Origin of the sequence: Larkinella rosea (assembly GCF_003858635.1) — a bacterium.
Taxonomy (GTDB): Bacteria; Bacteroidota; Bacteroidia; order Cytophagales; family Spirosomataceae; genus Larkinella; species Larkinella rosea.
The window spans coordinates 704,443-719,142 of record NZ_RQJO01000009.1; the positions used below are offsets into that span (position 1 = coordinate 704,443).

The following is a 14,700-nucleotide window of genomic DNA, read 5'->3' on the forward strand; positions in this document are numbered from 1 at the left end:
GAAATTAGATAAAACCGTGAAAAAAAATTCTTTACTTTTCAGTCTACTGGTTGGAGCTGCGCTGCTGGATCAACCGCTCCAGGCCCAGTCGCTTAAAATCGACACTGTCAATGATTTACCCGCCGATCCGGCCAGCAACGACCCGCAATCGGGCCGTCCGATGGGATCGACCAACCGGTTTACCTTTTTCAGTTTTAAGAACGGCAAACAGGTTCCGAACAGCGATTCGGCCACCAGCAAATGGGACATCGGCATTCGGGCGACCACGATCATCGTCAACGGCGGAACCGGCCGGGCGGGGCAGGGGGGGGCTTATATTTACAGTGGAAAATTCGAAAGTCTGACGGCAGTACCTGATAATGCAACGTTTGTCGGTGACGAAAACGCCAACAAACTGGCCATCCCGACCGGTTCGGGCAATGGCTGGTATACCTACGGCGGAGGGGTCATTTCCCCAACCGATGATAAAGTACTGGTCATTCGGACGGGCGAGGGAAAATACGCCAAAGTACAAATTCTGGGATATTACAAAGGCGGCCCCGACGGGCCGGGAAATGAAAGCCGGTTTTATACGTTCCGGTACGTCTATCAGCCCGACGGCAGCAAAAAACTGAACTAACCGATTCTATATCCACACTTTCCACCGGACTACCCACGAACTGCCATGATTCACCGCGACACTTGTTTCATCACGCTGGCCCAAACCGAATACGGCGAAATCCACCTTTGCCGCGGTTGCAAGGCCAATCTCAGTTTCCGGTTCAACAACATTTTTCAGATCATGTCGCCGGACGAATTCCGGCAATTGTTCCGGCACGTTGAATCGGTCGATGTCGACGGTTTTTTTGGACAACTGGTGCCGGATTCCGGTACGGAGATTCGGCGGCTCTACCTCGGTACGACCCTGGAACCACTCTATTTCTGTTTTACGAAACGGGAGCTGGAGAACCTGAGGGGTATTCTGAACGACGCCATGGCGCGGCTCAATACGCTGGAAAAAGCCTGGACCGAATTGAATTGATTTCACCACTCCGCCGTCGTTAAAAACCGGAGTGATAAGGTAATACAGTAAAAGCTATAGTGAGTAGGATAGAAAAAGCAGTGTCTTTGACGCTGCTTTTTTTTTAAGTGAACAATTCATCAGAACTTTGCTCGTAATAGGGAATAGACAAAAGACGTTAGGCAAGCGACAAAAGAGTCGTAAGCCCGAGTCTTTCGTCGCTTGTCTAATGTCTTTAATCAAAATACTTCATGAGTAAATCGTATCAAATTCGGCGATTCGCCATCCTCATCGTGACCGGTTTTACGGTTATTTTGGCTTCCTGCAAGGAAAATAGGGATGACAGTCTCCGGCCTTCGTTGAACATTCCGCAGGTTTACGACAGTGTCGGGTATGCCTTCAATACGGAGTCGATGAAGCCGCTCATTCAGCAGTACATGACGTTGGTAAGTGAAGCCAGAAAAGGCAACCAGAACGGCCAGTATGTGTCGGAAGAATCGCTGAATTCGGCCTTTACAAAAGGGATTTTTAGTTTGCAATCAGTTACAACCCCGTATTTTGCCAGTCGGCTACAGGCCCAGAACAACGGTTTTTTTGCCGAACTGTCGAAAGCCAGCGGAGGTTCATTCTATCCGTTCGACCGCAGTTGGGAAGGCGGGGTTTATAAATCGTATCTGTTGGATGAATACGGGTTGGAAATGGGCCAGATGATCGAAAAAGGGTTGCTGGGCGCAACGCTGTATAACTACGCCATGTCGCTGACCAACGGAACTTTTACCACCGCTACGGTCGACCAGATGCTGTTTTTATACGGAGGGAATCCCCGGTTTCTTAACAGTGATAATTCCGCATTTTATCCCAATCCAGACCGCTTTATGGCGGGTTATGCGGCCCGTCGTGATGACGGTACCGGAACGGGTTTATACAGCCAGAACCGCCAGGCGTTTATTACGCTACAGACGGCTGTGCAAAAAGGAGAAGACTATGATTCGTACCGCGATGAAGCCCTGGCGGCCATCAAACTCAATTGGGAAAAGATCAATGCTGCGACAGTAATCAACAACATTCATGCGAGTTATACCATGTTGCAGGCCGGGCAGCTGGACGATAACAAGCGCGCTGATATTCTGCATTTAATCAGTGAAGCCGCCGGTTTTTTACACGGCTGGCGGACCGTTGAGACCCAAAATAAAAAGATTACAGATGCGCAGATTGACGAAGTTCTAACGCTTCTGAATGCTCCCTACGATCGTTCGGCGGCTGTCTACCGGTTTGTTACCAATACGGATACCGAAGCGACGAAACTGACGGATGCGGTCGCTAAACTTCAGGGTGTCTACGGTTTTACGAACGCCGAAGTGGAAAGCTTCCGCCATAATTACGTAGCGGATCAGGCAAGATAATACGTTTTCGGTATTCGGTTTACAGTTTACAGTGGCTGACGCATTCTTTTGTAAGCGCGCGTCAGCCACTGTAAACTGTAAACCGTTAGACTTTCTTAACCAGTTTGTATTCGATATTCGGATAGCCGCGCACCCCGCCGTCGGACGAGGTATAATTCATAAATCGTACTTTGTAAACATTTCCGGCGGCATCTTTAATGACATAAAACCGGTCGGTTTTAACCCCCGCCGGAACACCGTTTGGTCCAGCCGATGTCCGCCAGTTACTACCAATTACATTACGGTCTTTCTTAAACGTCGTCGTCGTAATGGTTGCTTCCGAATAGGCATCGTACGTAGAGGTAGTGGTTAAAACTTCCGCTGCTTCGACACCGCCGAGATGGTTAATAAAAACGTAATCCGCGTAGGTATACGGAACCGATTCGGTCGCGCTGAGGGCTGCTTTGTACGTTGCCAGGGTCCATTCCATATCCCAATCCGTTTTGGCGGGTTCAACCGTTGTAAGTCCTTTTTCGAAGGAAACGTAGCTGAAATTTAGTTTCGAATCTTTCGTGACATCGAGTGTTTTGAAGGTGGTTTCGGCAATTTGGGCATATTGCAGGGTATATCCGGTTCCTTTCCGAACAATCCGGACTTTGTACCAGGCTTTGGCGGTCGTCCCTGAATTGCCCGGATTGATAATGTATACTTTGTTCTCCGCATCGGTTGCCGAGATCGTTTTAATAGCGGTTTTGGTAATGTCACCTTCCGGATCGTCGACGTTGTCGAAACTGCCGGTTCCCTGGCTCAAAATCAGGATATTTCGCAATCCGACGGTGTCGGCGGCCGTTACCTGCGTAAGGTCCGTTTTGGGTAATTCTTTGGCCGTAGCCCCCGTTGTTCCATTGATGACCACCCGAAAATCCGTGCCACTATAGAAGCCTAAGTCCCAGCTGTTGCGGGCCACTGAACTCTGCGCATTGTTGCTAAAGTCGACAAAAACGGAGTTGATCGCGCTGGAACCGCCCTCGCCACCGTTCAGTTTCAGGGCCGAACCGGTCGATACGATGGACGAAAATTTAAGCGTCGAAGTGGTTTTCGTACCTACTAAAACCGGACTGGCCGCTGTCTTAATCGTGAAATTGATGGTTTCTTTTCCGCTCAGGAAAAGGTTCGCGCCTTTGGTTACTTTGAAAGATCCCGTGCTGCTGCCGGCCGGGATGGTCACCGTCAGGCTGTTGTTCGTTGCCGCCGGGTTGGTCGTAAACTGCGTTCCGTACGCAATACCACTTGGCGCCAGATCAATGGTAACTGCCGTGGCGGTTTCGGCGCTGCGGGTCAACGTCAGTTTAATTTCAGCTTCCGTTTTATCCGAGTCGAATCCCTGTTCGGCGGCATCAAAATTAACCAGGTTATCGGGCAGCGGGGGATCATCCTGCTTACAGGCATTTATTGCCATACTGAAAATAAATAAGGCTAAAAGAGAGCGTACTTTGTTCATGGATGTATTGATTTATTTGGTATTGATTGTTTTATTGACCATAGACCATTGACGGCCGACGATTGACTACTGACAGCCGACAATGGTCAATCGTCGATTGTCAATGGTCCTTTCACTTACCCCACTGAAAATTCAAACCCAGAAAATACGACCGGCCGTAACTCAGGGGGACGGCTCCGCCCGTGCTGTGTGCGCCACCGACATCCGTCGAGGTGTTGTTCAGGCGCGTCACATTTAGCAGGTTCTTCGCGCCCGTATTCAGGGTGACGTATTTCGTAATGGATTTGCTAATGGTCAGGTCAGCCCAGTGATAAGCAGCGGTTTCGGCCAGGCGGGTGGTGGTTTTTCCGTCCGTGCCCGTCTGCGTTTCGTAGGAAGGTCGTTTACCGGTGTACTTGTAAAACAGACTGACTTTGGTGTCAATTTTCTGAAGATGGTAGGTAAGGTTGGAATTGATTTCGGGCGACCAGACAAATTCGGGCAAACTGTTGTCGCTCTGCGTCAGGCTGTTATAACGGCCGACGTGCGAAAAGCCCAGCGTTAACTGAAGATTTTTGGTATACAGCGTATTGTTGAAGGTTCCGCCGGTGGTTTTGAACCGATCGACGTTGATCGTCCGCATGACGCCCGGATTGCCCGGATCGACGCCGTAACTGATCAGGTTGTGGAAGTCGTTGTAAAAACCGGTCAGCGTGGAGGTGATGCGTAGCGTGCTGGTGGTGACCGACCGCCAGGTGATTGAACCGTTGAAGCTGTTGGAATATTCGGCCTTCAGATTCGGGTTTCCGGTAATGGAGTGGCTGGCGTCGAAGAAATTAAAGTATAATTCGCGCAAAGCCGGAGAGCGAAAACCGCGGGCGTAGGCCAGCCGCAGATCGGTATTTTTGTGCAGGGTAATTTTAGTATTCAGCGACGGAATAACCGGTGGCGCGTCGTAAACCGAGTTTTTGATAAAGCGCAAACCCGGCCGGATCGTGACGGCCGACGTCGGTTTGATCTCCGAAGAAATGAACAGCGCGTAATCACTGATGGTGGGCGACCCCAGAATCCGGGCGCCCGAAGCACGTTCCACGTTGATGTCGACGCCCGGTTGCAGCGAAACCATCGCCGACACTTTGTACTGAATCGTTGTCCGGAAAATCCGGCTGTCGAAGCCCGAAACATCCTGCTCGCCCTGCCCCAGCGAAAGCGTCCGTTTGCCGGTAGTAAAGTCGATGTTGGTGGTTTGCGTCCGGCGGCTGTAATCGGTGTACGACAGAATGCTGTTCAGTTGCAGTTGCTCGCCCACCCGCCAGTCGCCCTGCATCTGGTGGGTAAACCGGGTGGAAATGTAGTTCTGATCCCGGGCCTGATCGGTGTTGGTGTTGACGGCCCCGAGCGCCTTGATGGTTTCATCGACCGCATCGAGCCGGTACCAGATGTTCACGTTGTCGTTGCGATACCCCATTTTGACGTTGCCGAGCAGCTGGTCTTTCGCGTGCCATTCCTGCGTGCGCGTGACGGATTTTCCCTGCCAGCCGCCAAATTCGTTGCGCGTTCCGCCCAAGGAAGCGTTCCAGCCATTTTTCTGCCAGGTTACGGCAAGGTTCTGATTGTGAGAGCCTTTCCCATCAAATGCCTGGTATTCCCTGCCGACGGTTTCTTCCTGAACCCGGCCCGAAACCGAAAACCGGTCGTTCCCCGGTTTTTTGGTAATGATGTTGATAATGCCCGCCAGCGCATCGGTTCCGTAAGAAACCGACATGGGGCCTTCCACGATCTCGACGCGCTCGATGGTGTTGATATCGATCTGATTGAGACTTTCGCGGGTGTCGCCCCGGTCGACCATCGGCACCCCGTCGAGGAGGATTTTTACGTTCCGGCCCGACATGCCCATCAATTGGATATCGGAGGTTCCGAGTGTCGCGTCGTTCGAAAACCGGATGCCGAGTTCGTTGTTCAGTACGCCGATCAGGTTAGTAGCGCCCCGCAGCAGTATTCGTTCGCGGTCGATGGTGCGAATCTGGTAGACCGACTGGCTGATGGATTGGGGCTGGTATTGGCCGGTAACGACCACGTCGGCCAGTTGCCGGGTTGATTCGTTAAGGGTAGTAGCCGGAATATGTGCGATTTCACCAGCTTTAACCCGAACCGGAACGATTTTGGTTTCGAGACCAAGTGATTGAATGACAAGTGTGTATCGGCCTTCGGGCGCTTCGATGGAGTAATTGCCTTCCGCATCAATGGTCGTTCCATAACGGGTCGATTTCAATGAAGCTGTAGCGGAAATGGCCGGTTTACCATCAGCAGTCAGAACTGTTCCATAAATCTTCCCATTTTCTCCCTGCGCAAAAACCGGCAACTGAAGGAGATGGAAGCAACAAATGAGGAGGAAGAAGTGTCTCATCTTGAAATTGAGCTCCTTTATTTAGACTGATTAATTATTTTTATTAAGACTGATTATAATTTAAGCAAAGGTACAACATGATTTGAGCAATTCTACTGTTCGGGATTATTTTTGAAAATTTTTACTAAAACACTGAAAATCAACGTGCCCACGAACGTCAGTCCGTGTTTTGGATTTTATTGGATCAACTCTTAAAAAATACGGACTGCGTTCGTGGGTACGAAGCAGTACCATACGACGGGTAGGTTACCGGAAGATTCGGTTCTTTAAAAACAAAAAACGGCTCGATCGAATGACCGGGCCGTGGATTGGCTCTGGAATACATGGGATAAGGTCCAGGCCACATGGAACTCTGAACAAACCGTGAAATGGGAGACAATGACCAAACGGCACAGAATTTTTACGAAATCAATCAACCTGTTGAAATGGTGATATTTCCTGGACAACGGTATTTTGGTGGGCCTTACTGCATCAACGTTGGGTTTAAATACTTGAATAGTAGTATGGTATTCTTTGCCGTCGTTCCGGCCAGAATTGCAGCAAAGATGAAAGCCGAAAAGATGGCTTGTGCGTTTTACTTGCTACTGAATCGGTTGATCCGTTCATTATAACTATCAAGCATGGTATCATCCAGCTTATCAGCCTGTTGGAGATCGAGTAAGAGGAAATCTGCTCGATCGACCCCTTCGATCATTCCCTCAAATTTGAGTTCCTGATCCACCCAAACCGACGTTTTTTGCAGGGCAGCCGCCTGGGCAAGAACTGCCTGAACAATTGCCGAGGTACGGTCCGCATCCTGAGTCGTTAGCAACAGGGTACGAATGGTCAACCTATAATCCGTTTCGGTCAGTCCCTGGGAGGGTAATCCTGTACGAATCCACTGCTGAGTCAGGTTCTGAATCAGTTCGTGATAAGGTCCGGTTTTAAGATCGTCGGGGCGTATACGTAGTTTCACGGACAAAATATACCAATTCACGATTATTTTGTCAAAATTGAGACGAAAAGAGGAGCCTTGGCAAACACGCTAACGTACCATTACCAAATGAGCCCGTCTTTGTCGTACTGAATTACCGTTCCTGATCGCTAATGTTCGTTGTTATGCTGGACCGATTATTCCGGATTTTAGGGCTTATTCTGGTTGCACATTGCGGCACCAGCTACGGGCAGTCGATGCCGAATCCCGATGATACCACCTGCATCATGACGCTGTTGAAACAAGGCGAAGCGGTTGAAACCAGTCAGCCCGCCACGGCGCTGACGAATTACCAAAAAGCGCATACATTCTCCCGGAAAGTAAACTACACCAAGGGCTATTTTGAAAGTATGCGCCTGCTGGCCTACCAGTTAAACAACATGGGGCGGCACGATGAAGCCCGAAAGATAGCGTGGGCGGCCGTTCAGAAAGCAAAAAAGGATACCTCAAAGCGGTATTTGGCCCTGAGTTATTTTGCAGTCGCCAACACCGCGCTTTTTATGGGACGCTATCAGGAAGCCATTCCCAATTATCAGCAGGCGGTTTTATACATGCGTCAGATTGGAAACCTGAAAAACGTAGCCGTTGTTAATCAAAACCTCGGCTTCATTTTCAGAAAACAGAAAATGTATGACAAAGCGCTTGAGTATTACGGGAAGGCACTTGCGCTTGATTCGACCCGGACGAAAGAGACCGCCGATCGCCGTTCCATCGCGTCCGATTATTTCAGCATCGGTGTCGTCTATAGTGATCTGGAAAAACCTCAGCTGGCGTTGGCCTATTACCAGAAAGCTAAACGATGGGTTGACCCGAAAACCGATCTGGATTTCATGATCAATCTCTACAACAACATCGGTTTTGAACACGGGCTGGCCCAGCGCTACGATTCGGCCCTGTATTACCGACGCGAAGCCCTGCGGGTCAGTCGTCTGGTGGGCAACAATCGCCATGAGCTTCATTTGCTGATGACGATGGCGGAAACGTACAGCCAGATGAATCAGTATGCCAAAGCCAAAAAATTGCTGGACGAGTCGTATGCACTTGCCCGGAAGACAAACGCCAGTTTAACCGAATTTCAGAATATTTACCACGAATATGCCCTGGCGACGGACGGCCTGGGCCAGTATGAAGCAGCGGTTCAATGGCTCGATAAATACATCATTGCTACGGATTCGCTGAACAATCAGCAAACGAAAAGTTTGTTGCAGGATTATGAAGTAAAGCTCAAACAGGCCGAAGCTCGTCAGCAACTGGCTCAGAAACAGCGAAGTATTGATCAGCTACAGGAACAGCAGCAGCGCCAGCGATTGTGGCTGGTCATAGCCGCTCTGATTACCCTGGGAATGATCGGCGCCCTGGTATTTGCCTATTTATACATCCGCCAGCGGCAACGTACCGCTGATCAGGCGGTTTTAGCTGCTGTCCGGGAACGCGAGTTGGCCGTTGTTCAGTCGGAATTGCAGGGGCAGCAGAAAGAGCGATTGCGCATTTCCAAGGAGATGCACGACGATCTGGGCGCATCGCTGACGGCCATCGGTTTGCTCAGTGAAGTGGTGAAAACCCGGATGGGGGCCGCCACAACGCCCGAAGTCGAAAAGATTTCGAGCATTTCGGCGGAGATGGTGACGGCGATGAACGAAATTATCTGGTCGTTAAATACCAGGAATGACAGTCTGAACGGGTTAATGGCCTACACCCGCTCGTACGCCAGCGAGTTTATCGAAAATACTGCTCTCACGCTCCGTACCGAAGTGGGAGATTTGCCACGGGAGATTTCGATGCGGGGTGCCGATCGCCGAAACGTATTTCTGACCGTGAAAGAAGCACTTAACAACGTGGTGAAGCACGCCCAGGCAACCCAGGTGACATTACGAATGCTGCCCGCAGCGCACCAATTGAGGATCGAAGTTTGCGATAATGGATGCGGTTTTACACCCAACGATAAAACCAGTTTACGGAATGGTCTGGGTAATATGCAGAATCGAATGGCAGAATCGGGCGGAGATTGTGAAATTTTGCCGTCGCCAAGGGGTACCTGTGTCAAAATAACTTATCCCTATCCGGCGGCAACCGTTCAGAATGTACCGCAAAACGTGTAGAATCAGGGGACTTGAACGGTCATCAGAGACGTAATGACAATACCAGAAAAACGGAAGAAGTCGACGGCCGGACAGGCGTAGGCAACGACTTCCATAAAAGAAGGATGACCACCGAAGTTGAAGTCATTGGGATTTCTTCAAACACAAAAAGCTTCCGACCATCCTTCACGAGCCCTTTCGTTTTAAACTCCTTCAGGATTCTTTATAACAAATGCTGGTTTTTAAACATTTCTGACGTGTTTCTGAAATTATTGAGCCTGAACGGGTGTATTTCAATGAGTCGAGGCTGGTCGCATCTGACATCGTCGTCTGGTAAGTTGGGCGGTTATTTCATTCGATAGAGCCTTTAGGCCTTTCATTTCATGCATTGCTGATGTCTAAAAAGACGTATTTTTTTCTAATCCTGATTTTAGGTAGTTTAACGGCGCTGGGGCCGTTTTCAATTGACATGTATTTGCCGGGATTTCCCGCCATTGCCAAAGACCTGCACACCACGGCGGCAAAAGTTTCCCTTTCCCTGTCCGGTTTTTTCATCGGTATTTCAGCGGGACAACTGCTCTACGGACCCTTACTCGACCGGTTTGGACGAAAAAAACCGCTATACATTGGGCTGATCGTTTATATTCTGGCATCGGCAGGTTGCGCTTTCACTGCGAGTATCGACGGACTAATCGTCATGCGGGTCATTCAGGCCATTGGAAGTTGCGCGGCAGCGGTCGCATCGGTTGCCATGGTGCGCGATTTATTTCCGGTAAAAGACAATGCCAAGGTATTTTCGCTGTTATTGCTGGTTGTCGGCGCTTCCCCGATGATCGCACCCACCGTTGGAGGGTATGTTACCGCTGCGTTCGGGTGGCAGGCGGTTTTTGTCATTCTGATGGGGATGGGAATCGCCATTTTACTGGCCGTCTTTTTCTGGCTACCCGCGAGTTACAAACCCGACAAGTCACTCTCGCTGAAGCCAAAACCGATTTTGCTTAATTTCTGGAGCGTGTTGCGGGAGCCTCAATTTTACACCTATGCTTTGACCAGTTCCATTGCCTTTTCGGGCCTGTTTGCCTATGTTTCCGGTTCGCCAATTTTATTTATGGAAGTGTTTCATACCGATGAAAAGGTATACGGCTGGATCTTCGCTTTTCTTTCCGTTGGCTTCATCGGAGCAAGTCAGGTAAACACGCTGCTGCTGCGAAGCTACAGGAGCGAGCAAATCGTCAGCGTGGCGTTAATTTGCCAGGTAATCGTTGCCCTGACTTTTCTAACGGTGGCGATGAGCGGTTGGCTAACGCTCTCGATCACCATTGTTTTTCTGTTCCTGTTCCTTTGCTGCATCGGTTTTACAAACCCCAATGCTGCGGCCTTATCGCTGGCTCCTTTTGCCAAAAATGCCGGTAGCGCGTCGGCCGTGATGGGTGCCCTCCAAATGGGAATGGGCACGTTGATTTCCATTTTTATCAGTCTCTTTGAGGTTCCTTCCGCCGTTCCAATGGTGCTGGGAATGGCCGGATCGGCCACCCTTGCCCTGCTGGTATTACTAACAGGCCGCAGAAAAATCAGTCATCGGGTTGAAGTTGAACAAGATGCCGATTCGGCCCTGATTCATTAGGTATTTGAACGCAGGCTCGTCATACGCATTCTCCTTCAATTTTTGGTTAGCATGATTGTCCGAAGGCAAAAAAGCTCCATCTCATTCAGCGGTAGCCAGTGAAGGCAGAAGACTGAACGAAATGGAGCCTTAAAAACCGCCTGAACGGGGGATAGGGGGATGCGTTATTGCTTTAGGAACTTTATATTTTGGTTCTGGTTACCCGACGTAACTTGCAATAGGAACATTCCGGGTGGCAACTGATCAACGCCAAAAACCTGTTCATCAGTTGATCGATCAGAAGGTAAATTTCGATTCTGCAACAGCTGACCTTGTAAATCAATAATCCGTAACCGAATGGATTCCTGTCCCGGACCCGTTAGTCGAACCCGGAGTTTTTCATGGACGGGATTTTCCAGAATGGTAACCGTCAACTTTTGGTCTGGATTGCTCACGCTGAGACGAGTGTTCCGATTGGGTGGGCTACACAGGTTCGGCAAATCAAACAGGTAGGTGGTTGTTTTGCCGCTTTGCGTGGCCTGAATGGGAATTGGTTTCGGATCGAAACGTAATCCTTCTTCCACGGTTCCGGTATTGTTCATGAGACTCGTTCGGGTGATACCCGGCGCTCCGTACGTAATTGGGGAGCCGTCCCCGCCTACGGTATTGAACGTGATGGCTCCGGTGGCGCAATCGTAGGTGGGTGGCATTAATGCCAGACTCCTATTCGTTGAAGGTCCTCCGTTCGAGCAGAATGCTTTTAAATCAAAGAGGATACTGACGGTTTTGCCACTTTGCGTAGCCTGAATGGGGATGGTTTTCGGATCAAAGCGTAACCCTTCTTCGACAGTTCCCGTATTGCTCATGAGACTTGTTCGGGTAATTCCCGGAGCTCCGTACGTGATGGGTGTACCATCACCGCCTACGGTATTGAAAGTGATGGCTCCGGTGGCGCAATCATAGGTGGGGGGCGTCAGTGCCAGACTACCATCCGGTGACGGTCCTCCGTTCGAACAGACGGTTTTTAAGTCAAAGATAATACTGACGGTTTTGCCACTTTGCGTCGCTTGAATAGGAATCGGTTTGGGATCGAAGCGTAACCCTTCTTCCACGGTTCCCGTGTTGCTCATCAAGCTCGTTCGGGTTATTCCCGGCGCGCCATAGGTAATAGGAGAGCCATCCCCACCGACGGTATTGAAGGTAATCGCACCGGTGGTGCAATTATAGGTTGGGGCCCTGAGTTGCAATGCGTTAACGGCGGTCGCTTGCCGACGGATCCACACGGCCAGTTTCCCATCGTCATTGACACCGCCAAATAGCCCCGGAGATGCCGTCGTACCGGCGATCAGATAGGTTCCGTCGGGATTGACGAGGACCCGACGGGCTTCATCATTGTATGGACCTCCCCCTTGTTCCTGCCATTCGATTTCCAGATTAGGAGAGAACTTCGTGATCCGGTAATCCGAATGAGGACCATTGGGATAGTTGTCTACTAGTTTATCAACGGCAATACATCCCCCATCGGGCGTGGTAGCAACCGAAATGGAATTTTGAACATTGTTTTCATCCGAATTAGACAATGCTACGCCCTGAATGATATTGAGTTGATTATCCAGTTTAAAAACCGCTCTGGACGCAATCGAACCATAGTAGCCGATGGCAAAATAACCACCTGGTCGCGGAGAAATAGCGCGTAAGACACCGTTCTGTCTTCCCACACTCTGCCATACAATTTGGCCCGTTTCATCAATTTTAAAATCGTAGGAAATCCCATAGCTTGCCTCCGGATTACCCGTGATCGTAGGATCACTGGTAGTAGCATGTATCAGGTATCCTCCGCCCTCCGTTGCCCGAACCGCTTTGTATAAGAAGGTAAAACCGCTTCCGCCAATGGTTTTAGACCAGCTTATTTTAAGATTCTGGTCTACTTTCACCAACACCAGGTCCAGGCGCTGGCCGGGAGTAGTGGACGGGTATTCGTAACCAGCCAATAGAAACCCACCGTCCGGAGAAGCAATCATATCGCCCAGATTACGCGGTGTAGTAAACCAGTTGGGCAGTTCAAGTGAATTGTAAAAGTTTCTAAAGCCCGTGGAAGTGTACCGAACAAATCCAAAACCCGTCGGCGCATAGTTTGAATAATAATTCCCCGCTACCACAATGTCTCCATTCGGCTGGGTTAGGACTTCAGTAGGGGAAAAATAGTCCGGCAACTCAGCGGTCCAAATGAGTTTGCCGATAGGATCAAATCTGGAGACGAACGGTTTACCCACACTGTTGACTAGTGAAAAGGGGGAGCCCACGGCAATGCTACCCCCATCCGGCAGGCGATCTATGCCTAAAAAACCAAAAAAATCTCCCCGGGTATAATCCGGCGTCTTGGTTTTATCTAAAACCGTTTGCCAATAAACAGGTGGCGTATTGGACTGCGCCAATAAGGAGGAAAGGCTTCCCCAACATGCAATGAGCAGAAGTAACCCTTTGTGTGTCAGGGTTGGGCGGTAGTTGTTTTTCATCGGATGTGAACGAGTAAGACGATTTTAAGAATTAGATAGTCACTGCATGTCGATATGACGACCCTGTTTCAGGGATAAAGGTTGTTTGATACATATATCTGACACCTCGGCAAAAGGTGAATGGCAATGGTAGAAAATTGTAGTGCTAATGAATTTGAGGCAAAAAAAAGTACCTGCCTCTTCAAGAAACAGGTACTTCATATCAGTTAAACTTCCGAAAAATTACGGACGCTCAATCGTCCATAAGTCCCCGTTTTTTGTCTGGAGTCTGGATAAGGCCCCCTGCTCAGTCAGGTTTTGTAAATAGGCTTCGCATTCCTGCCGGGGAACCCCCGACAGTTCCGAGAATTCGCGCGCGGTGAGGGAAGGGAAACGGAAAAATAACCGTTGCCACTGATTCTCAATTTCCTTTTTCTCAATCGATGCGTGTACGTTGAGGAGCGCATTTTCGTAGGTAGTGTACGGTTGGGACCCGTAGACGAATTCCTGGTTACCCCAATCATCTGCAAAAAACATGGACGGAAACCCCCGTACCCCCAATTTCTGCGCCAGTTTTAAATCTTCCGCAAATTGCGCTTTAGCCTCGCCCTCGAAATCCGTTTTTAGCCTGACAACATCCAACCCGACTGACTGGGCAGCTTCTGCCAGGTGATCCCACCGAGTGATATTTTTCTTTTGCAGGAAAACCATCTCCCGAATTTTGCGCAAAAATTTAATCGCCAGTTCCAAGCTCTGCAACTGCGCGGCCTTGAAGGCAATCGAGGGCGGAAAGGAGGAGTCCAGCGGATCTTCCAGCCACACGTCTCCGTCAATGGGCATGTCATAGTGTTGACTCACTTCGTCCCAGTGATGGGCCACGTCCGACGGCTTGCTAATGCCACCGCTGTTGTAGCTCCAGTCGGGCAGGAGGCCGCCCATCCGGTATTCTATTTCGAGAGAATGGCCATATTCAAGCTTCAGTTTTCGAAGCTGCGGTTCGATGCCCCAGCAGGAGGAGCAAATGGGATCGGTGAAATAGATGATTTTGACCGGTTTTTGGCCAACCTGAATGGCTGCGGTACGTTCCATTGGAACAGAGGACGGGACCTGGCAGAGACCCGTTTCGATGTCACATAGCAGCGGATTCGTGTTCTGATTTTCCATTTTATTGTGAGCTACTTGCGTGCTACACCGGCTATGACCAGAATAGCAAGGATTTCCTTAACGTCTATGGTTCTATACTCAAACCAGCAATGACTTTTTTTGCCTTGAACAGCCCCGC

Annotated in this window: 10 protein-coding genes; 5 read left to right on the forward strand and 5 right to left on the reverse strand. The window is 49.9% G+C overall.

The window, feature by feature from the left end:
* The first annotated feature begins 16 nt into the window (after positions 1-16).
* The 3 genes from EHT25_RS18780 (at position 17) to EHT25_RS18790 (ending at position 2,403) form a co-directional block, all read left to right on the forward strand.
* On the forward strand, positions 17-619 hold the full coding sequence (locus tag EHT25_RS18780; RefSeq protein ID WP_229311637.1) for an HmuY family protein: 603 nt from the start codon (positions 17-19) through the stop codon (positions 617-619).
* A gap of 45 nt (positions 620-664) precedes the next feature.
* On the forward strand, positions 665-1,021 hold the full coding sequence (locus EHT25_RS18785; RefSeq protein ID WP_124876663.1) for a DUF6686 family protein: 357 nt from the start codon (positions 665-667) through the stop codon (positions 1,019-1,021).
* 230 nt (positions 1,022-1,251) lie between these two features.
* Positions 1,252-2,403, forward strand: a complete 1,152-nt coding sequence (locus EHT25_RS18790; protein WP_124876664.1) for a hypothetical protein — start codon at positions 1,252-1,254, stop codon at positions 2,401-2,403.
* Positions 2,404-2,488: 85 nt separating this feature from the next.
* Here EHT25_RS18790 and EHT25_RS18795 read toward each other — a convergent pair whose 3' ends face one another.
* From EHT25_RS18795 to EHT25_RS18805, 3 genes are all read right to left on the reverse strand, one after another.
* Positions 2,489-3,883 (reverse strand): HmuY family protein, encoded by a 1,395-nt coding sequence (locus tag EHT25_RS18795; protein WP_124876665.1) that lies wholly within the window; start codon positions 3,881-3,883, stop codon positions 2,489-2,491.
* Positions 3,884-3,995: 112 nt separating this feature from the next.
* Positions 3,996-6,269, reverse strand: coding sequence for a TonB-dependent receptor (locus EHT25_RS18800; RefSeq protein ID WP_124876666.1), 2,274 nt, complete (start codon positions 6,267-6,269; stop codon positions 3,996-3,998).
* A 574-nt stretch (positions 6,270-6,843) separates the two neighbouring features.
* A complete protein-coding gene (locus EHT25_RS18805; RefSeq protein WP_124876667.1) occupies positions 6,844-7,224 on the reverse strand; it encodes a hypothetical protein in 381 nt (126 codons plus the stop codon).
* A 143-nt stretch (positions 7,225-7,367) separates the two neighbouring features.
* On the opposite strand from EHT25_RS18805, the gene EHT25_RS18810 reads away from it, so the two are divergent.
* Positions 7,368-9,341 (forward strand): tetratricopeptide repeat-containing sensor histidine kinase, encoded by a 1,974-nt coding sequence (locus EHT25_RS18810; protein ID WP_185731413.1) that lies wholly within the window; start codon positions 7,368-7,370, stop codon positions 9,339-9,341.
* A gap of 373 nt (positions 9,342-9,714) precedes the next feature.
* Positions 9,715-10,944: a multidrug effflux MFS transporter gene (locus EHT25_RS18815; RefSeq protein ID WP_124876669.1), complete on the forward strand. Its 1,230-nt coding sequence runs from the start codon at positions 9,715-9,717 to the stop codon at positions 10,942-10,944.
* Between the two features lie 164 nt (positions 10,945-11,108).
* Here EHT25_RS18815 and EHT25_RS18820 read toward each other — a convergent pair whose 3' ends face one another.
* Complete coding sequence (locus EHT25_RS18820) at positions 11,109-13,439, reverse strand: T9SS type A sorting domain-containing protein (RefSeq protein ID WP_124876670.1); 2,331 nt, start codon at positions 13,437-13,439, stop codon at positions 11,109-11,111.
* Positions 13,440-13,661: 222 nt separating this feature from the next.
* A complete protein-coding gene (locus EHT25_RS18825; protein WP_310588762.1) occupies positions 13,662-14,507 on the reverse strand; it encodes a ClpXP adapter SpxH family protein in 846 nt (281 codons plus the stop codon).
* Between the last annotated feature and the right edge of the window lie 193 nt (positions 14,508-14,700).